The organism is Streptomyces sp. NPDC006372, from assembly GCF_040612515.1.
Classification (GTDB): Bacteria; Actinomycetota; Actinomycetes; order Streptomycetales; family Streptomycetaceae; genus Streptomyces.
Window position 1 is genome coordinate 921,585 of the sequence record NZ_JBEXQJ010000001.1, and the last position, 20,682, is coordinate 942,266.

General features: G+C 69.9%; 15 protein-coding genes and 2 tRNA genes. 11 read left to right on the forward strand and 6 right to left on the reverse strand.

What is annotated here, in order from left to right; all coding sequences use genetic code 11:
• Window positions 1–31: 31 nt before the first annotated feature.
• From ehuB to ABZ016_RS04115, 6 genes are all read left to right on the forward strand, one after another.
• Entirely contained in the window at window positions 32–829 is a 798-nt protein-coding gene (gene ehuB / locus ABZ016_RS04090) for an ectoine/hydroxyectoine ABC transporter substrate-binding protein EhuB (protein WP_356915051.1), read from the forward strand.
• The gene (gene ehuC, locus ABZ016_RS04095; protein ID WP_356914959.1) at window positions 826–1,542 is read left to right on the forward strand and encodes an ectoine/hydroxyectoine ABC transporter permease subunit EhuC; all 717 of its coding nucleotides are present in this window, start codon (window positions 826–828) and stop codon (window positions 1,540–1,542) included. The genes ehuB and ehuC overlap by 4 nt, the downstream gene beginning before the upstream one ends.
• Complete coding sequence (gene ehuD, locus ABZ016_RS04100) at window positions 1,539–2,189, forward strand: ectoine/hydroxyectoine ABC transporter permease subunit EhuD (RefSeq protein ID WP_356914960.1); 651 nt, start codon at window positions 1,539–1,541, stop codon at window positions 2,187–2,189. The genes ehuC and ehuD overlap by 4 nt, the downstream gene beginning before the upstream one ends.
• Window positions 2,179–2,964, forward strand: coding sequence for an ectoine/hydroxyectoine ABC transporter ATP-binding protein EhuA (gene ehuA, locus ABZ016_RS04105; RefSeq protein WP_356914961.1), 786 nt, complete (start codon window positions 2,179–2,181; stop codon window positions 2,962–2,964). The genes ehuD and ehuA overlap by 11 nt, the downstream gene beginning before the upstream one ends.
• 196 nt (window positions 2,965–3,160) lie before the next feature.
• Window positions 3,161–3,922, forward strand: a complete 762-nt coding sequence (locus ABZ016_RS04110) for an IclR family transcriptional regulator C-terminal domain-containing protein (protein ID WP_356914962.1) — start codon at window positions 3,161–3,163, stop codon at window positions 3,920–3,922.
• A gap of 107 nt (window positions 3,923–4,029) precedes the next feature.
• Window positions 4,030–4,103, forward strand: a tRNA-Lys gene (locus tag ABZ016_RS04115).
• On the opposite strand, the gene ABZ016_RS04120 is transcribed toward ABZ016_RS04115, so the two are convergent.
• The 5 genes from ABZ016_RS04120 to ABZ016_RS04140 all read right to left on the reverse strand — a co-directional run bounded on the left by ABZ016_RS04120 (window position 4,069) and on the right by ABZ016_RS04140 (window position 9,760).
• Window positions 4,069–5,736 carry a long-chain-fatty-acid--CoA ligase gene (locus ABZ016_RS04120; RefSeq protein ID WP_356914963.1) on the reverse strand — a complete coding sequence of 556 codons (1,668 nt, stop codon included), beginning with the start codon at window positions 5,734–5,736 and terminating at the stop codon, window positions 4,069–4,071. The genes ABZ016_RS04115 and ABZ016_RS04120 overlap by 35 nt on opposite strands.
• A gap of 40 nt (window positions 5,737–5,776) precedes the next feature.
• Window positions 5,777–6,241: a DUF3592 domain-containing protein gene (locus tag ABZ016_RS04125; RefSeq protein WP_356914964.1), complete on the reverse strand. Its 465-nt coding sequence runs from the start codon at window positions 6,239–6,241 to the stop codon at window positions 5,777–5,779.
• An 88-nt stretch (window positions 6,242–6,329) separates the two neighbouring features.
• A complete protein-coding gene (locus ABZ016_RS04130) occupies window positions 6,330–6,935 on the reverse strand; it encodes a lytic polysaccharide monooxygenase (protein WP_356914965.1) in 606 nt (201 codons plus the stop codon).
• A 101-nt stretch (window positions 6,936–7,036) separates the two neighbouring features.
• Window positions 7,037–8,065, reverse strand: a complete 1,029-nt coding sequence (locus ABZ016_RS04135; protein ID WP_356914966.1) for an SPFH domain-containing protein — start codon at window positions 8,063–8,065, stop codon at window positions 7,037–7,039.
• Between the two features lie 78 nt (window positions 8,066–8,143).
• Window positions 8,144–9,760: a peptidoglycan-binding protein gene (locus tag ABZ016_RS04140; protein WP_356914967.1), complete on the reverse strand. Its 1,617-nt coding sequence runs from the start codon at window positions 9,758–9,760 to the stop codon at window positions 8,144–8,146.
• Window positions 9,761–9,961: 201 nt separating this feature from the next.
• Here ABZ016_RS04140 and ABZ016_RS04145 point away from each other — a divergent pair.
• The 5 genes from ABZ016_RS04145 to ABZ016_RS04165 all read left to right on the forward strand — a co-directional run bounded on the left by ABZ016_RS04145 (window position 9,962) and on the right by ABZ016_RS04165 (window position 19,462).
• A tRNA-Lys gene (locus tag ABZ016_RS04145) sits at window positions 9,962–10,035 on the forward strand.
• Window positions 10,036–10,120: 85 nt separating this feature from the next.
• The gene (locus ABZ016_RS04150; RefSeq protein ID WP_356914968.1) at window positions 10,121–10,834 is read left to right on the forward strand and encodes a FadR/GntR family transcriptional regulator; all 714 of its coding nucleotides are present in this window, start codon (window positions 10,121–10,123) and stop codon (window positions 10,832–10,834) included.
• A gap of 327 nt (window positions 10,835–11,161) precedes the next feature.
• Entirely contained in the window at window positions 11,162–13,162 is a 2,001-nt protein-coding gene (locus tag ABZ016_RS04155) for a glycosyltransferase family 2 protein (protein WP_356914969.1), read from the forward strand.
• The gene (locus tag ABZ016_RS04160; RefSeq protein ID WP_356914970.1) at window positions 13,159–15,099 is read left to right on the forward strand and encodes a kelch motif-containing protein; all 1,941 of its coding nucleotides are present in this window, start codon (window positions 13,159–13,161) and stop codon (window positions 15,097–15,099) included. Before ABZ016_RS04155 ends, ABZ016_RS04160 begins: the two co-directional genes overlap by 4 nt.
• Before the next feature lie 154 nt (window positions 15,100–15,253).
• Complete coding sequence (locus ABZ016_RS04165; RefSeq protein ID WP_356914971.1) at window positions 15,254–19,462, forward strand: trypsin-like peptidase domain-containing protein; 4,209 nt, start codon at window positions 15,254–15,256, stop codon at window positions 19,460–19,462.
• On the opposite strand, the gene ABZ016_RS04170 is transcribed toward ABZ016_RS04165, so the two are convergent.
• Entirely contained in the window at window positions 19,459–20,493 is a 1,035-nt protein-coding gene (locus ABZ016_RS04170) for a glycoside hydrolase family 6 protein (RefSeq protein WP_356914972.1), read from the reverse strand. The two genes, ABZ016_RS04165 and ABZ016_RS04170, sit on opposite strands and share 4 nt — an antisense overlap.
• Window positions 20,494–20,682 lie beyond the last annotated feature (189 nt).

A 20,682-nucleotide genomic window follows, 5' to 3' on the forward strand; every position in this document is an offset into this window, starting at 1 on the left:
CGGCGCGCTGGGCGCCACGGGATGCAGCCGGGTGGCCACCGCGTCGAGCACGGAAGGCGGCGACCTGCTCGACCGGCTCCGGGCCGCCGGGGTCGTCCGTCTCGGTATCGCCGGCGAGATCCCGTTCGGTTTCATCGACAAGAACGGCAAGCTCACCGGCGAGGCACCGGAACTGGCCAAGGCGATCTTCAAGCGCCTCGGCATCGACCGGGTACAGCCCGTGCCGACCGAGTTCGGCTCCCTGATCCCGGGCCTGAACTCCCAGCAGTTCGACGTCGTCGCCGCCGGGATGTACGTCAACCCGGAGCGCTGCGAACAGGTCATCTTCTCCGACCCCGACTACCAGATGCTCGACGCGTTCATCGTGCGCAAGGGCAATCCGAAGGGGCTGCACAGCTACAAGGACGTCGTCGCGAAGAAGGCGAAGTTCGCCACCGGCACCGGCTACGCCGAGATCCAGTACGCCGTCGAGGCGGGGTACAAGGAGAGCGACATCCTCATCGTCCCGGACCAGGTGGCGGGGCTGAACGCCGTCGAGGCGGGACGCGTGGACGTGTTCGCCGGCACGGCGCTCACCGTACGCGAGGTGGTGAAGAAGTCGGCCAAGGCGGAGTCCACCGAGCCGTTCAAGCCGCTCGTGGAAGGCAAGCCGCACGTCGACGGGGGTGCCTTCGCGTTCCGGCCGACGGAGAGCAACCTGCGGGACGCCTTCAATGTGGAGCTGCGCAAGCTCAAGAAGAGCGGTGAGCTGTTCCGCATCCTCAAGCCCTTCGGATTCACGGAGGCCGAGATGACGGATCTGACCGCGAAGGAGCTCTGCGGCGGATGACCTCGGGACTGTGGGAACTCGTACTCAAGGGCGTCTGGGTCACGATCCAGCTGCTCGTCTGCAGCGCGCTGATGGCGGCCGCCGTGTCCTTCGTGGTCGGCGTCGCGCGCACCCACCGGCTGTGGATCGTCCGCTTCCTCGCGGGCTTCTACACCGAGGTGTTCCGCGGGACCTCGGCCCTGGTGATGATCTTCTGGGTGTTCTTCGTGCTGCCCCCGGCCTTCGGCTGGCAGCTGGTGCCGCTGTGGGCGGGCACGCTCGCGCTCGGCCTGACCTACGGGGCGTACGGCTCGGAGATCGTGCGCGGCGCGCTGAACGCGGTCGACCCGGCGCAGAAGGAGGGCGGGATCGCGCTCAGCTTCACGCCCTGGCAGCGGATGCGGCTGATCCTGCTGCCGCAGGCGGTGCCGGAGATGATCCCGCCGTTCTCCAACCTGCTCATCGAACTGCTCAAGGGCACCGCGCTGGTGTCGATCATGGGTATGGGTGACCTGGCCTTCAGCGGCAACCTGGTGCGCCTCGCGCTCCAGGAGAGCGCGGAGATCTACACCTACATCCTGCTCATCTACTTCGCGATCGCCTTCCTGCTCACCCGGGTCATGCGCGGTCTGGAGAAGAAGCTCAAGGGCGGAGTCGGCAAGCCGGCCGGGAGCACACCCGCCCAGGAGCTGAGCCGTCCGCAGACGACTGGCGTCGGAGGCGGTGTCGCATGAACTGGGACTGGAGCGCGGTATCCGACTTCATGCCGGACTTCTGGAAGGGCCTGCTGGTCACCCTCCAGATCCTGGTGCTCGGCTCGCTGATCTCGTTCGTGCTGGGCCTGGTGTGGGCGCTGCTGATGCGGGTGCCCTCGCGGTGGGTGACCTGGCCCGTCGGGGCGGTCACGGAGTTCGTCCGCAACACCCCGCTGCTGGTGCAGCTGTTCTTCCTCTTCTACGTGCTGCCGGAGTGGGGCCTGACCTTCTCGGCGCTGAGCACCGGTGTCTTCGCGATCGGGCTGCACTACTCGACGTACACGATGCAGGTCTACCGCGCCGGCATCGAGGCCGTACCCGTCGGCCAGTGGGAGGCGGCGACGGCGCTGAACCTGCCCCTGCGACGGACCTGGACCGCGGTGATCCTGCCGCAGGCGGTGCGCCGGGTGGTCCCCGCGCTCGGCAACTACGTCATCGCGATGCTCAAGGACACGCCGATGCTGATGGCGATCACCGTCCTGGAGATGCTCGGTCACGCGCGCCTGTTCTCGCAGGAGCACTTCCAGTTCACCGAGCCGCTCACGGTGATCGGAGCGGCCTTCATCGTCATTTCCTATCTGGCCTCCCTTCTCCTGCGAGCCCTGGAGCGACGCCTTGTCCACTGACACTCTCCCCAACCCCGAGAAGAACCCCGCCAGGAGCGGCGGCGAGCTGATCCGGCTGGAGCAGGTCACCAAGCGGTTCGGCCAGAACACCGTCCTGGACCACCTGGACTTCTCCGTCGACGCCGGCAAGCACGTCACCCTGATCGGCCCGTCCGGGTCCGGCAAGACGACGATCCTGCGGCTGCTGATGACCCTGCTCAAGCCCGACGAGGGCACGATCACGGTCGACGGGCAGAAGCTGTTCCCCGCCTCCGACAAGGAGGTCCGCGAGGTCCGCAAGAAGATCGGGATGGTGTTCCAGCAGTTCAACCTGTTCCCGAACATGACGGTGCTGCGGAACATCACCGAGGCGCCGGTCACCGTCCTCGGCATGTCGAAGGACGAGGCGGTGGAACGGGCCAAGGGCCTGCTGGACATGGTGGGCCTGGCCGACAAGTGCGACGCCCACCCGGCACAGCTGTCCGGCGGGCAGCAGCAGCGGGTGGCGATCGCCCGGGCGCTGGCGATGCGGCCGCAGGTGCTGCTCCTGGACGAGGTGACCTCCGCGCTCGACCCGGAGCTGGTCGCGGGCGTGCTCGACGTCCTCAGGGACATCGCGCGCTCCACGGACATCACGATGCTCTGTGTGACCCACGAGATGAATTTCGCCCGGGACATCTCCGACCAGGTGCTGATGTTCGATTCGGGCCGGGTCATCGAAGCCGGTCCGCCGGAGAAGATCTTCAGCGAGCCGGAGAAGGACCGGACGCGGGAGTTCCTCAGCGCGGTGCTCTGACTACACCGTGCGACCAGGCCCGACGCGGGGCCCGGCGATCGGGGCATGCTCTTGGCATATGCCAGAAGGGTGATGCCCCGGTCCCGGGCCCCGTGAATCTTGTCAACCCCCGCTCTCCACAAGCCCATTGTTCGTTATCGTGGAGGGGATTCGCTGTCCGGATTCGGCCCAACAGCAAGCGCAGGGGGAGACCACCGTGGCGCTGAAGCACGAGCCGCCGACCACCCCGTACCACTCGGCACAGGAAGCCCTGCGCGTCCTGGAGACCGTGGCGCGGAGCTCCACCGGAGTCACCGACACCGACCTCTCCCGGCACACCGGCATCGGACCGGAGCGACTGACCACGCTCCTGCGGATGCTGCGCCGCGAGGGCTACGTCGAGCAGATCGCCGACGGCGCGTACGTCACGGGCGAGACCCTGGCCCGCCTCGGCTCCGCCCACCACCACGAGCAGACCCTGCGCGAGAAGCTCCAGCGCACCCTCGACCGGCTGCGCGACTCGGTCGGCGCCGCCGTCTACATGAGCCGGTACGTCGACGGCGAGATCAGCATCACCCAGTACGCCGACAGCCCCGCCACCCCCAAGGTCAACGAGTGGGTCGACTTCCGCTCCTCGGCCCACGCCACGGCCATCGGCAAGAGCCTGCTCACCCAGCTCGACCACGCCGGCCGCCGCGACCACCTCGCCCGGCACAAGATGGCCCGCCTCACCTCGCGCACCATCACCAGCGACCGGCTGCTGCTGTCCCGGCTGGAGGCCCAGCCGCCCACCGTGCCCGTCCTGGACCTCCAGGAGTACGCGGTGGGCACGGTCTGCGCCGCCGTCCCCATCACGGCCGGCTCCTCCGTCGGCTGCCTGGCCCTGTCCCTCCCGGTCGAGCACGCCCACCGCCTGCGCCAGGCCGCGGACACCCTCAACCGCAACGCGGCACCGGTGCTGCTGTCCATGGCGATCTAGGCCCGGTCGCAGCCCGGCGCCGGGTGGTCAGAAGCACCCCTCGGGACCGGGTAGTATTTTCCCGTCGCCCACCGCGGAACACGGTTCCGGCGGTCGGCGAGAGTCATGCGCCGCTAGCTCAGTTGGTTAGAGCAGCTGACTCTTAATCAGCGGGTCCGGGGTTCGAGTCCCTGGCGGCGCACCGGTGAAGGGCCTCTCGTGGGAGCGGGAGGCCCTTCGGCGTGTTCGAGGTCAGCGCTGGTCAGCCTGCGGTAGACGCACTCCCCCGGCGGCCGCCACCACACCGGATCCGCGCATCGGACGCCCTCCTTCCGCAGTGCCGCACGGTGGATCTTGTTCGTCGCCGTCACCGGCATCCGCTCCACCACCCGCACGAACCGGGGCGCCATCTTCGTGCCCAGGTCGGGCTGGGCGAGCAGGAACTCCGCGAAGGACAGCGGGTCGAACGTGCCGGCGATCGTCGCCATGACCTGGTCGCCGGTCACCGGGTCCGGCACCGCGTACACGGCGACGGCGGCGGCCCCCTCGTAGCGGGCGAGGATGTTCTCGATCATCGCGGCGGCCAGGTTCTCGCCGTCGACGCGGAGGCGGTCGTCGGTGCGGCCGGCGAAATAGAGGTAGCCGTCGGCGTCCCGGTAGAAGAGGTCACCCGTCCAGTACCAGCCGGCCCTGCGCCGTTCCGCCTCCGCCGCCGGATTGCGCCAGTAGCCCTCGAAGGGGCTCGGCCCCCGGTTGACCAGCTCGCCGATCGCCTCGTCCCCGTTGAGCAGCCGCCCCGCCCCGTCGAAGCGGGCCGGCGGGCACTCCTCGCGGGTCTCCTGATCGAGGACGACCAGCCCGGGTGCGGCCCGGCCGACCGCCCCCGGCGGTGTTCCCAGCGACCACTGCACCGCGGCCCCGCCCTCCGACGAGCCGTACCCCTCCACCAGCCGCACCCCGAACCGCCGCTCGAAGGCCGCCGCGTCCACGGCGCCCGCCTCCGTGCCGAAGCCCAGCCGGAGCGGGTTGTCGCGGTCCTCGGGGCTCGGCTCGGTGGCCAGCACGTACTGGATCGCCCGGCCCACGTACGTGAAGTACGTCGCGCCGTAGCGGCGCACGTCCGGCAGGAAGCGGGACGCCGAGAAGCGGCGGCGCAGTGCCACGCCGGCCCCGGTGACGAGGGCGGGTGCCCAGCCCGCGATCACCGCGTTGCCGTGGAACAGCGGCATGCAGAGGTAGTGCACGTCGTCCGGCGTCAGGGAGAACTGACCGGCCAGCGAGCGTCCGGCGGCCGCCAGACGGCCCTGGGAGCAGAGCGCGGCCTTGGGAGCGCCGGTCGAGCCGGAGGTGAAGTAGAGGAGGAAGCGGTCGTGCGGGACGACGAGGGACGGATCCGGGTGCGCGTCCGCGTAGGGGGCCAGGAGGTCGGCGTACTCGGCCGTGTCCGTGAGCAGCAGGCGTACGCCGGGCAGGTCCAGGGCCTGGAGCAGCGGCAGGTGGGATCGGTCGGTGACCAGGATCCGGCACTCGGTGTGCAGGATGTCGCGGGCGAGTTCGGCGCCCCGGCGGGTGGGGTTGACGCCGGCGACCGCCGCCCGGGCCAGGGCCGCCGCGCCCAGCCACAGCGGGAATTCGGGGGTGTTGTCGAGCAGCACGCCGAGGTGGGGTTCGGCGCCGGGTGGCAGCAGGTCGGCAAGGAGGGCCGCCCGGGCGGCGGCCCCGGCCGCCACCTCGTGCTGCGTGAGCACCACGCCCTCGGACAACAACCCCGGCCGGTGGTCACCCCACCGGGCCGCCACGAGCTCCGCGACCGTGCGTCCCGTAGTGGACTCCATGAGGACGCACGGTAATTGACGTACCGTCAGATGTGGAGCGCTACGGCTGCGGGAAGTCGCCGACGGCGGAGAACATCGCGTGCGTCACCACCATGAAGCCGATCGCGAAGAGGATGAACGTGCCGAGGAAGGCGAGCAGGCATCCCGTGCCCGCAGCGAGCCTCCCCGGCGCCGGGGGCCTGGCCGTGGCGTGCTCCGGGCGGTCGGCCGGGTAGTGCACGGTGACGATGTCGCCCTCGAGGGTCGTCCCCGGCCCACCCTGCTCCTCGAACCGGACGCCGCGGCCCTCGCGGGTGGTGAACTCGTAGACGTGGTGCAGAGTCGTGTGGACCGAGCTGTCACCGCCACCACTCGTCGTGGTGTACGTCCGCAGACAACGCGCCTCGGCGGTCAGGCCGCTGTTCCAGGCACGGCCGACCCGGACGGAGCGGCGGATCACCGCGACCGCGGCGCAGGAGGCGACCGCGATCATGAGCGCGGGCACGACGTAGAACAAGGTTTCCATGAGCTCCCCCGAGGCCCTGCGCGGCCATCGGTCGGCCGGCGTGGGAGGAACCTACCCACGCCGGCCGCGCCGGTGACTCAAGGGAACCTCAGAAGGTCACGTCCGAGCAGGCGTAGAACGCGTTGCCCGTGTCGGCGATCGTCCACACCGCGAGGATGACGTGATGCCCGCTCAGCCCGGTCGGCAGCCTGCCGCTGTGGGAGAGCGTCGACGGCGGCCGCTGGCCGTTGTACGGCACCGTGAAGAACGGCGTGAGGTTGAGGTCGGACCGGGCCAGGTTGTGGTTCTGGTTCCAGCCCGGCTTGGTGACGTAGTACTTGAAGTCGGTCGTGGCGTGCATAGCCGTGAACTGCCAGCGGAACGTGTAGTTCTGGCCGCCCGTCACCCTGGTCGTGGGCCAGGCCCCGCCGGACGGCGTCCGCGGTGCGCTGAGCTGGCCGAACTGGCCGAGGCCGGCGTTGCAGATCTGCCCGTCGGCCGGGCCGGAGGCCGGGAAGCCCTTGGGGCCCTCGACGCTCTGCGGCTCCCACTGGATGGATCCGCAGTTGGTCACGGTGCCGTTCTGGCAGAGCTTCTGCCGGCTGACGGGGAGGTCGGTGTAGCCGTGGCCGCTGGCTCCGCCGGAGGAGAGTACGAGGGCTCCGGTCGTGGCCAGTCCCACCGCGGCTGCGGACAACTTGGTCCTGGTACGCATGCTGCCGCTCCTGGAGAACGTGGGGGAGGTTCAGTGAGCCGTGCAGGTAGGTCTAGACCAAGTCTGAGAGTATGGGCGCTAGTTGAACATGTCCATACCAATCACGGGCCCGTTTCTCCCCGTCCCGCGCGGAACGCAGCCGTCAGGTCCTTCACCAGCGCCTTCCGCTCGGAGTCGTCGAGTTCGACCAGCCCCCGCACGGTCAGCCGGGTCAGCGTGTCCTCGGGGTCGTACTCCACCCGGAGCGGTTGCACCGAGAACACCTCCAGGCCGACCGGGTCCGTGTCCGCCGCCACCAGCCGGGTGAGTGCCTCGGCCGCCGCGTCCGTGGCGCCCTTCGTCCCGCCGGGGGTCTGGACCGGCACCCGGGCGAGCGCCGCCTCGACGCACTCGCGCAGATACCTCTCGTGGTCCTCGACGGCCAGCGTGGCCCGCGCGGTGTCCCGCACCCGCCACACCACCAGCACGACCGCCCGCACCGCGACCCCGCAGCCGTCGGCGGCGGGCACCGGCTCGCTGCGCCAGTGCCGCAGCCGCACGTCCACCCGGCGACGCAGCAACAAGGGGTTGACCCACAGCAGGCCGGAGCGCCGGACGGTCCCCCGGTAACGGCCGAACAGGTCGAGCACCCAGGCCCGCCCGGTCCGGCCCCGGGCCAGCCCGCCGAACCCGAAGAGACCGAGCGCCCCGGCTCCCGCGTACGCCGCCCACTGCGCGGGACCGGGCCCGGCCCCGGCGTGCGCGGGCAGCCGCAGTGCCTCCAGGGCGAGCGGCGGCAGCACCCCGGCCCACCACGAGGTGGCCACGCAACCGGCCGCCCCGCACACCCCCGCCAGTACACCCGCCGCACCTGGCAGCACCCGCGCGGAGCGCTCCACCAGGTCGGCGTCGATCCGTGGCACCGGGCGCGCCGCCACGGCCGGGCGCCTCAGGCGCGGCTGCTCCCCCGTGCCCTGCCCGCGGCCCACGACCGCCGGCTTCGGCGGTCCCGGCGCCAGGTCGGGCTCGTCGCGGAACAGCAGGTGGACGGGGATCTCGGTGGTGGACTCGTTCTGGATGAGCCTGCCGGGCCTCGCCTGCGTGCCGGCCGGTCCGTCGGGCTCGGACGGGTGGGACGTGGTCGTGCTCATGCGTGCCTCCAGCCTCCGCGCCAGCTGCGTCACAACGGTCACAGGGCCGGTCGCCCCTGTCGTCAAAGGCCCAGGGGGCTAGGAGAAGAGCCGCCGCCAGGTCTCCGGTCCCGGGAAGCCGTCCGCCGCTCCGCCCCGCCAGCCCTGGGTGCGCTGGAAGGCCTCGACGGCTCGCCGGTCCGCCTCGCTCCAGCGCGGCCCCGGCTCGGTCGCGTAGAACCTGTCGAATCCCTTGCGCACCAGTTGCTTCCGCATCCGGGTGATGTGCGGGTTGGCCGCTCCGGGCCGGAACATCGCCCGCCCCGGGTAGCCGGGGACGCCGTGGGAGGAGGACCGCGGTCCGACCGCCCCGGGTCCGACGTCCTTGCCCTTGCCGCTGACCAGCAGATCCCAGGTGCGCGGTCCGGGCAGTCCGTCCGCGTCGGCGCCCTTCCAGCCCTGGGCCCGCTGGAAGGCCCGGGTGGCCCGCCGGTGGGCGTCCGACCAGCGCGGCCCCGGGTCCGAGCCATAGGCGGCGCCGGCGCCGCGGGCCACGAGCATGCGGCCGAGCTGCAGGACGTACTTGTTGTTCGCGCCGGGGCCGAAATACACCGCACCGGGGTACGGCGTGACGGTGGCCGGTGCGCCGGGCGTCCCTCTCTCCGGCCCCTGGGCCGGTCCGGGGGCCGCCGGGTCCGAGCCTGGTCCCGAGCCTGCTCCCGGACCTGATCCGGGCACCTGCCCGGAGTCCGACCCCGCAGCTGCCCCCGAGGACGGCCCCGAAGCTGACCCCGCGCCCGACCCCGAGGCTGACCCCGAGTCCGATCCCAAGGCCGGTCCAGAAGCTGACCCCGAGTCCGATCCCGAGGTCGTCCCTGAAGCCGACCCGGAGCCCGGCCCCGCACCCGGCCCCGAAGCTGCACCCGAAGCCGACCCCGGCTCCGCCCCCGCGACCGGTCCCGAGTCCGGTCCCTTGGCCGGCTCCTGGGTGATGCCCTTGTAGCGGTAAGGGACGTACCGGCTGGAGTCGGTCCAGTAGGCGTAAGGGGTGGTCTTGCGGCGGGTGCGCGGGCGGGCCTGCTCGTAGGCGGTGTAGGAGGTGTGCGCGGAATTCGTCCAGCCGCCGAAAATGGTGACGTGCGAGCCGCTCTGGGCGTCGGCCGGATTGTGGAACAGCAGAATGTCGCCCGGTTGGAGTTCCTCCTTGGAAATCCGCTCGGCGTATTGGGCGAGACTGCCCGTCCATTCGTTTCCGGGCAGCTTCCAGGCCATCGACACATAGCCCGAGCAGTCCTGCCGGTACCCGTCGGACCAGTACTTGTTCATGCTGTACGGCACCTTCGCGGCGACCCAGGTCCTGGCCCGGCTGATGATCTCCGCGCGGGTGATGGCGACGGGTTCGGCGGAGGCGGGAGGTTTGACCGGACGGCCGTCGGGCCCGTGCAGCGGAGCCTGGTCGCCCTGGGGGGTGTCACGCTCGTCACCTGCGGAAACTCCTGGACGGTGTGACGCGGTCGGGGCGGCCACGGCCGGGACGGCATGGCTCGCGCCGAACGCCGCCGAGGCCATGGCGGCCAGGGCGAGGGCCCGGCGGGCGGCCGGGTGAGCGGTGATGCGGCCGGTCCGGGAACGCGGCAGGGCACGGCGCCAGTGGACGCAGCCGGGACAGTCGCAGTCGCTCGCCGGGTCGATTTGCTCGAATACCGGAGACTCCATGCGATTCCCCTCACACTTCCGGTGGAAATGGCCGCGCGAGTGCGCGTCCGGGCGGGACGTCGTCAGTTTCGCAACTGTCTTCCGGACGCGCATGCTGACGGTCCGAATGATGTAACCGGACGCCTCGGCCGGGACGTCCCGGCACCGGGCCGGGTGGTCAGGAGCACCTCCGGGCGTCCTGTAGAGTTATGACGTCAGCGAGCGCCGCTAGCTCAGTTGGTTAGAGCAGCTGACTCTTAATCAGCGGGTCCGGGGTTCGAGTCCCTGGCGGCGCACCGACCGGAAGCCCCTCGCGGAAGCGGGGGGCTTTTCGTATGCCCGTGGTCAGCCCCGGCGCGGTCCGACCGCTACCCTCTCGCCATGGCAGCGCGAGACCTCCAGGAGCGGATCAAGAAGCTCATCATCGACCGCCGGCTGGCCTCCGGGGCCCCGCTGCCGACCGAGCCCGAGCTGATGGAGTACCTCGGCGCGAGCCGGAACTCGGTGCGGGAGGCACTGAAGGCGCTCCAGGCGATGGGCATCGTGGAGATCCGGCACGGCTTCGGCACCTACGTCGGCCCGATGTCCCTGGCCCCGATGATCGAGGGCCTCGCCTTCCGCACGGTCGCCGGGCACTACCGGGGCGAGGACTCCCTGCTCCAGCTGCTGGAGCTCAGGGAGGCCGTGGAGACGGGGCTGGTGTCCCGGCTCGCAGGCCGGATACCGGATGCGGATCTCGTTGAACTGGATGCGCTGGTCGACCGTATGGAAGAGGAGGCCGCGCACGGAGCCGGCCTCGCCGAGACCGACCGCGCCTTCCACGCCACCCTCTACCGGGGGCTGGACAACGTGTTGCTGAGTGAGGTCCTGGAGGCGTTCTGGGACGCCTTCCACCGGGTCCGCACGGACCTCGGGGGTGAGCCGCAGGATCCGAAGGTGACCTGCCGGCAGCACCGGGAGATCCTCGACGCGGTCAGGTCCGGTGACGCGATGCGCGCGGAGGAGGCCATAAGAGAGCACTTCGGGAACATCCGCGCCCGCCTGTCCACAACCGCTCCACAGCTCCCCCACACCCGTCACAATGAACGCGTATGACCGGTAAACACCGGGTTTCGCGTCTTGCGATCATGATGGACGCCGTAGAACCCTGGTCATCTGGTTTTTCAAGATGCTGCGGATTCGCGGCAGTTGGGGGGCAAAAGGGCCGGTTGCCGACTGGGCGGGGGTAGGGGCCCCCGCTCAAGGAGCGATGCCGAGGGGGGCATCATGCAACCGGAAGGTCGCGTTGCCATGTCTATAAGGTGTGGAAGACGTGGTGACCGCGATCCACCACTGATACGTCTGTGAAGGTCGAGGGGGACCGGTCGCAGACGGAAGCAAGCGACGAAACACGCGGCTCTTTCGCGTGTGGGGGGATGACTCATGACGTCGAGGCCGACGGGCGCCCGACAGGACCACGACCCGTCCCAGACCACCCAGCTCAGGGTGCCGGCGCACCGGATGAGCACCACGGGGACCTTCCGGCGGATCAAGAAGACTCTGCCGAGATACGACTACGAGCACTACAGCCGGCTCGCGGGCCCCCTCACCCAGCCCGACCCGGGCAAGCCCTACCGGGTGCAGTACCGCTCCCTCATCTCCCAGGAGCCGCACCGCATACGGGTGGCCTTGATGCTGGCCGCGGCTCCGGTGCTCTCCCTGGTGCTGCTGTTCTGGCTGCTCCAGCCCGAGCACTGGACCGAGCGCGACTACCCGGCCTTCGACTGGCTGCCCGCGCTCGACATGGTCATGCTCGTCTCGATCGGTCTGATCGAGTTCTTCCGCTGCATGAACGTGCTGTCCAACGCCCACGCCACGCTGGTGGCGCGCGACCCGATCCCGGTGGTGCCCGAGACCGGCACCAGAGTGGCCTTCCTCACCTCCTTCGTGCCCGGCAAGGAGCCGCTGGAGATGGTGACGAAGACCCTGGAGGCGGCGGTGAGGATCCGTCACCGGGGTCTCATGCACGTGTGGCTGCTCGACGAGGGCGACGACCCCGACGTGAAGGCGGTCTGCGAGCGCCTCGGCGTGCACCACTTCTCCCGCAAGGGCGTCGCGAAGTGGAACCAGGCCAAGGGCCCGCACCGCGCCAAGACCAAGCACGGCAACTACAACGCCTGGCTTGAGGCGCACGGCGACGACTACGACTTCTTCGCCTCGGTCGACACCGACCACGTGCCGCTGCCCAACTACCTGGAGCGGATGCTCGGTTTCTTCCGCGACCCGGACGTCGGCTTCGTCATCGGCCCGCAGGTCTACGGCAACTACGACAACCCCATCACCAAGGCCGCCGAGTCGCAGCAGTTCCTCTTCCACGCGCTGATCCAGCGCGCGGGCAACCGCTACGGCTCCCCGATGTTCGTCGGCACCTCCAACGCCGTGCGCATCAAGGCGCTGAAGCAGATCGGCGGTCTGTACGACTCGATCACCGAGGACATGGCGACCGGTTTCGAGATGCACCGCCACAAGAACCCGGCGACGGGCAACAAGTGGCGCTCCGTCTACACCCCGGACGTGCTCGCCGTCGGTGAGGGCCCCAGCGCCTGGACGGACTTCTTCACCCAGCAGATGCGCTGGTCGCGAGGGACGTACGAGACGATCCTCAAGCAGTACTGGAAGGGCTGGTACTCGCTGCCGCCGAGCAAGCTCTTCAACTACACGATGATGATCATCTTCTATCCGATGTCGGCTATGAACTGGATCCTGGCTGCGCTGAGTTGTGCGCTGTTCCTGGGCATGGGCGCCTCGGGTGTGAACATCGACCCGGCGGTCTGGCTGATGCTCTACGGCAACGCCTCCGCCCTGCAGATCGGTCTGTACGTCTGGAACCGCCGGCACAACGTCTCGCCGCACGAGCCGGAGGGCTCCGGCGGTGTGGCCGGCATGGTGATGTCCGCGCTGTCGGCGCCGCTGTACGCGAAGGCGCTGATCGACTCCGTGCTGCGGCGCAAGAGCAAGTTCGTGGTGACGCCCAAGGGCGACTCGGCGAGCCCGGACCGCTGGTTCGGCACGTTCCGCTACCACTGGTACTTCATCCTGATCTTCGCCGCCTCGATCACCGCCGGTTTCGTCTTCGGCCACTCCCACCCCGCGATGATCATCTGGGCGACCTTCGCGCTGCTCATCACCGCCTCGCCGGTCTTCGCCTGGCGCTGGCAGCTGCGGCAGGACGCGAAGAAGCCCGCCGCCCCCGCCGGGGAGCAGCCGCAGGACCCTGCGGGCCCGAACCGCACACAGCCGCTGCCCATCCCGCAGCAGCCCGCGGCGCACGCCCCGCAGCACAAGCCCAGCTGGGCCGCCGCCCCGGGCGCGAACGGGGAGGTCGGAGGATCCGACCAGACCATGCAGATCGCCCTTGGTGGACTTGGGGGACGTAAGGAATGAACGACCGTGCAGGCCGCCGCCGGGCCCGTCGACTCGCGATCGGCACGGCGGTGGTACTCGCGCTGGCCGGGATGAACGGGCCGTGGCTCTACCGCTTCGGCACCGAGAAATACCACCAGTACACAATCAACAAGCCGGAGTACAAGGCCGCGAACGGCAAGTGGGAGATCGTCGATTTCCCCGAGGAGTACCGGCAGAACACCATCCACGCGGCGCTGCTGCGCACCGGCAAGGTGCTGCTCGTCGCGGGCTCGGGAAACAACCAGGACAACTTCGACGCGAAGAAGTTCGACACCCGGATCTGGGACCCGGTCAAGGGCACCATCAAGAAGGTCCCCACACCCGCCGACCTGTTCTGCACCGGCCACACGCAGCTCGCCAACGGCAACCTGCTCATCGCGGGCGGCACCAAGCGGTACGAGAAGCTCAAGGGTGACGTCACCAAGGCCGGCGGCCTGATGATCGTCCACAACGAGAACCCGGACCAGCCGATCACCCTGCCCGCGGGCACCAGGTTCACGGGCAAGAAGAACGGCAAGACCTTCGTCTCCAAGGACCCCGTCCTCGTGCCGCGCGCGAAGAAGGTCTTCGACAAGGCGACCGGCAGGTTCCTGCGCAACGACCCCGGGCTCGGCCGTATCTACGTCGAGGCGCAGAAGCGCGGGAAGAAGTACGAGACGGGCACGCAGGACAACTACCGCGTGACCGGCCTCAAGGGCGACGACGCCCGCAACACCTACGGCATCGCCCAGAAGCTCGCCCTCGACAAGAAGGACTTCCAGGGCATCCGGGACGCCTTCGAGTTCGATCCCATAGCCGAGAAGTACATCAAGGTCGACCCGATGAAGGAGGCCCGCTGGTACCCGACGCTCACCACCCTGAGCGACGGGAAGATCCTCAGCGTCTCCGGCCTCGACGACATCGGCCAGCTGGTCCCGGGCAAGAACGAGGTCTTCGACCCGAAGACCAAGAAGTGGACCTACACCGGCAAGGTCCGGCAGTTCCCGACCTACCCGGCGCTGTTCCTCATGCAGAACGGCAAGGTCTTCTACTCGGGTTCGAACGCGGGCTACGGGCCGGATAACGTGGGCCGCGAGCCGGGCGTGTGGGACGTGGACACCAACAAGTTCACGAAGATCCCGGGCCTGAGCGACCCCAAGCTGATGGAGACGTCCGGCACGGTGCTGCTGCCGCCGGCCCAGGACGAGAAGTACATGGTCGTCGGCGGCGGCGGCGTCGGCGAGTCCGCGCAGTCCAGCGAGAAGACCCGGATCGTCGACCTGAAGGACCCGGACCCGCGCTTCAAGGACGGCCCGTCCCTGGAGAAGGGCACCCGCTACCCGAACGCCTCGATCCTGCCGGACGACAGCGTGCTGGTCTCCGGCGGCTCGGAGGACTACCGCGGCCGCGGCGACTCCAACATCTTCCAGGCGCATCTCTACGACACGGCGAAGAACGAGCTCCGGCGGGTCGCCGACCCGCTGGTCGGCCGCAACTACCACTCCGGGTCGATCCTGCTGCCCGACGGCCGCGTGATGTTCTTCGGCTCGGACTCGCTCTACGCGGACAAGGCCAACACCAAGCCGGGCGAGTTCGAGCAGCGCATCGAGATCTACACGCCGCCGTACCTGTACGGCGACGGGAACCGTCCCTCGCTGTCCGGCGGGCCGCAGACCATCGAGCGCGGCGGGACGGGCACCTTCACCTCCTCGGACGCCCAGTCGGTCAAGAAGGTCCGGCTGATCCGCCCGAGCGCCGCCACGCACGTCACGGACGTCGACCAGCGGTCGATCGCCCTGGACTTCAAGGCGTCCGGCGACAAACTGAAGGTGACCGTGCCGGAGAACCGGAACCTGGTCCAGTCGGGCTGGTACATGCTGTTCGTGACAAACGCCGACGGCACGCCCAGCAAGGCCCAGTGGGTCAAGGTGCCGTAGGAATCGGCTGGTTGGGGGCGCTCTCCGGTGAGGAGGGCGCCCCTTCCGCATGTCCGGGTGACGGGAAACGTTCTTGACGGCAGCGCCCGGTCTGGTGTGCTCTCGGTACGACATCGGCAAGGCGTGTGGTCAACGGTGGCGGGGGAAACGGGAGATGACCGAGTCGACCACGTCGGGTCCGGTGGCCGAGGACGTCCTGGCCGCCGCGACCGTACAGGTCACGGGCGCTGACGGACATATCGGCGGCCTGGGCGTGATCGTCGCGCCCACGCTGGTGCTGACCTGCGCCCATGTCGTACTGGACGCCGCGGGCCTGCCGACGCGGCGGGAGGAACGCCCCGAGCACCCGGTGCGGGTCCGGTTGGTCCTGCGTACGGGCGAGGAGACCGAGGCCGTCGTACGGGACTGGGTCCCGGTACGCGCGAACGGCACCGGGGACGTGGCCGTCCTGTCCCTGTCCCGCCCGCTGCCCGAGGCCCGGCCGGTCGTCATGGTGGCGCCCAGGGACGTCTGGGACCACACGGCCATCGTTTTCGGACTGCCGAGGGACGACACGGGCGGCGGCTGGCACACCGCCCGGCTGCGGGGCCGTACCGGCACGGGCCGACTCCAGATGTCGCCGCTCGACGGACAGACCGACCCGGTTCAGCCCGGCTTCAGCGGCTCGGCCGTCTGGGACGAGGACCTCGGTGCCGTCGTCGGCATCGTCGCCTCGATCTCGCCGGCGCACCGCGGGCAGAGCTTCTGCATCCCGACCCGCACCATCCTCGACGAACTCCCGGAACTGGCCGAACTGCTCGCCCCCGACTCCCCCTTCCCGGGGCTTCGCCCCTACACCGAGGAGCACAGCGCGCACTTCTTCGGCCGGGACGAGGACGTCACCGCGGTCGTCGACCTGCTCCGCCCGCGCGGATCCGCACCCGACGGCTGCGTGACGCTGACCGGCCCCTCCGGCTCCGGCAAGTCCTCCCTCCTCATGGCGGGCGTACTCCCCCGGCTGAAGGAGCAGGACGTAGAGGTCGTGACGCTGCGCGCCGAGGGCCGCCTGCCGGACGCGTCGGTGGTCCGCGACGAGCTGCGCGCCCACCGGTCGGCCCCCGGACTCGTCCTGGCGATCGACCAGGCGGAGGCCCTGCTGCTGCGTCCCGAGGAGGAGCTGCGCGCCCTGGTGGACGCCCTCCTCGACGCCTGCCGGCACCCCGGGGTGGCGGTCCTGGTGGCGCTGCGCACCGACTTCCAGGACGCGGCCCTGCGCCACCCGGAGCTGAGCCGCCTGGTCGGCGGGGCGCCCGCGCACCAGCTGGGCCTGATGACCCGCGAGCAGCTCACCGAGGTGGTCCGGCTGCCCCTGCGCGCCTTCCCCGGGGTGGAGTACGACAGCGGCCTGGCCGACCGGCTCATCGACGACGCGACGGGCCGCCCCGGAGCCCTGCCCCTCCTCGGATTCGTCCTGACCACCCTGTGGGAACGCCAGGTCGGCGGCCGGCTCCGCCTCGACACCTACGACGAACTCGGCGGGCTCGCCGGGGTGTTGAGCAGCAGGGCCGACTCGGCGTGGAAGCGGGCGCTGCGCGGTACGACACCGGAGGTCGCGGCCGGACTGCTTCGCGCCCTGATACAGCTGCCGCCCGGCAGCGGCACCGCCCTGCGCGCCCGGCTCTCACGCCGCGAGGCGGGTGAGGAGCGGTGGGCCGTCGCCGGCGCGCTCGCCGAGGAGCGGGTCCTCGTCCTGGGTGCGGATCCCGAGCGGGGCGAGACGGTCGAGCTGGCCCACGAGGCCCTCATCGAGCACTGGCAGCCGCTGGCCGATCAGCTGGAGAAGGACCGTGCGTTCCTGGCCTGGCGCGGGGAGCTGCGGTACGACCGCGCCCGGTGGTGGCGGGAGGGGCGGCCGGACGGGCTGCTGCTGGAGGATCCGGCACTGTCGGTGGCGGAGCAGTCGCTCGCCGAGCGGCGTGACGAACTGACGGACGAGGACCGGGAGTTCATCGAGGCGAGTGTCGGGCTGCGGGCCCGTAAGGAGCAGGAGGCCGCGCGGTCCGAGCGCCGGAAGCGGTATCTGCGGGTGCTGTGGGCCGTTGTGACCGTGCTGGCCGTGGTGGCGGCGACGGTGGTGTCCGTGCTGTATCTGAACCTGCTGACGGAGCAGCGGCGGCTGGCGTCGGACCGGTTGGCGCAGCAGGCCGCATCGTTCGACAGCGCATCCCTGACCATCTCCTCGCTGTACGCGGTCGGGGCGTACCGGGCCGAGGCACGGCCCGAGGCGCGCTCGGCACTGCTGGCGCAGTATCTGCGCTTGCAGGATGTCGAGCGGGTCGTGATGGAAAACCGCAACGACGTCGAGGACGTCACGCTCACGGAGGACGGCACGTTCGCGTACGCCGTGCTGGCCAACGGGGACTTCGTGAAACTCGACCTGCGGGGCAAAGCCCGGCCCAAACCCGTCAGGCTCACCAAGAGAGCCAACAACGACCGTACGGCCGTCTCGCCGGATGGCCGCATCGTGGCCAGGGCGACCGACTGGGGCGTGATCTCCCTCGGAGTCCCGTCCTCCTCCGGGAAACTGCGGCCGGTCACACTTCGCCAGGACAAGGCCGTCGAGAACAACCCCCGCCGGGTCCACGACCTGCGCTTCGCCGGGGACAGCAAGCGCATCCTCGCCGCGATCCCCAGAGAGGGCGTGCTCGTCTGGAACACGAGCGACGGTCACCGCACGGGCCGCACTCTCAGCCCGCCGAAGGGCTGGGACGTCGCACAGGCCTGGTTCGGCGCGGACGACACGGTGGTGGCGCGGACAGTGCCCGAGGACGCCGACACGGACGACGCTCGAGGCCGGCTGGTCTCATGGGATCTCAAGGACGGTGCGCTGCATCGCCCTTGGGGCGAGCAGACCGCAGCCTCCGCGACGGTCAGCGGCAACGGCGGTGTCCTGGTCACCTGCACGGCTCAAGGTGCTCTCGAAGCATGGCGGCTCGGTGAGTCGCCTCAACGCTTCCGCAATTGGAACAACAGCAGCTTCCAAGGATTGTGCCCGCTCAACACACCCCGGCTCGACGCCACGGGCCGCTACCTGGTCAACCCCACCGGCCGTATCGGTACCGACCTCGGCCGAATGCGATTCCTGGTCGTCGACCTGGAGAAGGGTTGGCCGGCCACGTTCGACGCCCCCGCCGCCGCTCCGGAGGACCAGAACATCACCGGCCGGGCGAACTCTCCTGCGGTCGCACTGGCCGGGCCCCCCAGTGACCTGCGTGCCGCCGTCGCGATCGGCGGCAGCATCGTCACCGTACGGGTCCGGCCACCCACGTCCTTCGACACCGACGTCCTCCTCAACCGCATCCGTACGCCGGACGGACCGAGTGGCAGGATGGCGGTCGTCGACTCCAACGGCACGGGGCTCCAACTGTGGGACCTGGCGCATCGCAAGCTTCTCGCGACCGCGCGTCCGTCGCAGCCCCTGGCACGTATGTACGCCGCCTTCAGCCCGGAGGGGCGAAGGATGCTGACCATCGCCGAAGACCAGCGCACGGTTCTGGTCTGGCGAATCGACGACGACTCCCTCACCGAAGAGCACGTCCTCAAGCTGCCTGCTCCGAAGGAGCTCACGGCTGTCGGCCCGGACCGCCTCACGGGTCTCACTCCGTCGTGGATCAACCTGAGCTTCTCCGACGATGACCACGCCGTGATCTCGGGACTGTCGTACGTCTCCCGCTGGCGGCTCGACACCGGTAAGCCGGACGGTGAGACCTACCAGCCCAGGGCCCAGGTACCCGCACAGCTCGCCAACGAGGCAGCGGGCACCTTCGCCACCGCCGTTCCCGGCAAACCGCAGGCACTGGTGCGCACGCTGGACGAGCTCGGCACCTGGGACTTCACCACCGGAGAGTTCACGAGGTGGTTCAAGAAGAACCCCGAAAAGGACCGGCCGATCCGGTCGTTCAGCCTGTCCCCCGACGGAAAGCTGCTCGCCGTGCAGTACTCCGGCGGCCTGGTCCGCCTCTGGGACGTACGGGAGAAGAAGTTCAACAAGGACCTCACATCCAGCGGCGTCTACTACCTCGGCCGCTTCCTCGGCGACCGCATGCTCCACACCACGACCGCAGCTGGCGAACAAGTCGTCTGGGACGTGGCGAACCGCCAGGACACCTACCGCTACTACGTCGGCTACGGCTCCGTCATCTCACCGAGCACCGACGGCAAGTCGCTCACGATCATCGACGGCTCCCGCACCTCGGTGATCCCCCTCGACCCCGACCGCTGGATGGACCGGCTGTGCGCCCTCGCGGAACGGGAACTCACCGAGGGGGAAAAGGACCTGGCAGTCGACCCCGACCAGGTCGAGAACGTCTGCCCCGACCTCTAGGAACTGGCCTTCGCGAGCTTCAGCGCATAGTCCGCCCACCACTGCCCCGCCTTGGGCCCGCCCTTGCACTCCCCGTCCGACTCGCCCGGCCGCTTCACCCACAGGTAGGCGTCGACCAGCGGGTCCGCCGTCTTCGTCGTCGGCGTCTCCCCCAGCGCGCGTCCCGGCGGGTTGCACCAGCGCTCGTCGGGTTTGCCACCGGTGTAGGGGCCCTTGCCGTTGCGGCTGGTGTCGACGACGAAGTGCTTGCCGCCGACCTTGGCGGAGAGCTGCTTGCCGTAGGAGATGGACTCCTCGGTGGAGTAGAAGTTGGAGACGTTGACGGAGAAGCCGTCGGCCTGGGCGATACCGGCCCGGTTCAGCGGCTCGAAGATCTGGTCGGGGTGCTGCCAGCCGGCGTTGCCCGCGTCCAGGTACACCTTCGTGTCCTTCAGGGACTTCAGCTTGCCGACGGCGCCCTTGAGGAGGTCGTAGCGTTCCTCGTGGAACTGTTCCGGGGTGCAGCCGTCGACGAGGTGCAGCAGGGCGTCCGGTTCCAGGATGACCGTGGCCGACCGGTCGCCGATGCCCGCCGCCACGCCGTCGAGCCACGCGCGGTAGGCGTTGCCGTCGGCGGCGCCGCCCTGCGAGTACTGGCCGCAGTCGCGGTGCGGGATGTTGTAGAGGACGAGCAGTGCCGTCCGGCCGGCCTTGTCGGCGGCCTCGGTGAAGCCCCGGGTCTGCTCCTCCGGGTTGTCCGGGCCGATCCACTCGGCGACCGGCTGCTCCGCTATCTTCCGGATCTGCTCGGCGTCCTGCTTCTTGCCGGACTCCTCCAGGTCCGCGAGCTGCTGGGCCGCGGTGCCGTCCGGGTTGACCCAGAACGGGGCGGTCCCCTTGGGCTGCTGTGTGATCCCGGCGCCCGCGTCGGCGTCCTTGTCCGCTCCGTCCCCTCCGCCGGACGAACATCCCGTGATCAGCAGTGCCGCCCCCAGCACCGCTGTGGAGATCCGCCTCGCGGCGGACGCCCCGGCCCCCCTGCTGCCGTACATCCAACTCCCCCTTGGGTGCACCGTTCCAAGTCTCAATCCTGACATACGTCCCGCGGCGCACGAGGCCGAACCCGGCCTGCGCGGTGACGCAGCGCCACCGTATCGGGACTTGGCGTCATTCAACCTCTAGGCCCGGGCGGCCCGTTGGTCCTAGAGTCTTCTCAGCAACGCCCGGCTCCGGCCAGAGAT

Coding starts and splice junctions, on each gene's coding strand:
- ehuC (WP_356914959.1), top strand. CDS start 826: ATGACCTCGGGACTGTGGGAACTCGTACTCAAGGGCGTCTGGGTCACG.
- ehuD (WP_356914960.1), top strand. CDS start 1,539: ATGAACTGGGACTGGAGCGCGGTATCCGACTTCATGCCGGACTTCTGG.
- ABZ016_RS04120 (WP_356914963.1), bottom strand. CDS start 5,736: ATGGAGTCCACTACGGGACGCACGGTCGCGGAGCTCGTGGCGGCCCGG.
- ABZ016_RS04125 (WP_356914964.1), bottom strand. CDS start 6,241: ATGGAAACCTTGTTCTACGTCGTGCCCGCGCTCATGATCGCGGTCGCC.
- ABZ016_RS04130 (WP_356914965.1), bottom strand. CDS start 6,935: ATGCGTACCAGGACCAAGTTGTCCGCAGCCGCGGTGGGACTGGCCACG.
- ABZ016_RS04135 (WP_356914966.1), bottom strand. CDS start 8,065: ATGAGCACGACCACGTCCCACCCGTCCGAGCCCGACGGACCGGCCGGC.
- ABZ016_RS04140 (WP_356914967.1), bottom strand. CDS start 9,760: ATGGAGTCTCCGGTATTCGAGCAAATCGACCCGGCGAGCGACTGCGAC.
- ABZ016_RS04150 (WP_356914968.1), top strand. CDS start 10,121: ATGGCAGCGCGAGACCTCCAGGAGCGGATCAAGAAGCTCATCATCGAC.
- ABZ016_RS04155 (WP_356914969.1), top strand. CDS start 11,162: ATGACGTCGAGGCCGACGGGCGCCCGACAGGACCACGACCCGTCCCAG.
- ABZ016_RS04160 (WP_356914970.1), top strand. CDS start 13,159: ATGAACGACCGTGCAGGCCGCCGCCGGGCCCGTCGACTCGCGATCGGC.
- ABZ016_RS04165 (WP_356914971.1), top strand. CDS start 15,254: ATGACCGAGTCGACCACGTCGGGTCCGGTGGCCGAGGACGTCCTGGCC.
- ABZ016_RS04170 (WP_356914972.1), bottom strand. CDS start 20,493: ATGTACGGCAGCAGGGGGGCCGGGGCGTCCGCCGCGAGGCGGATCTCC.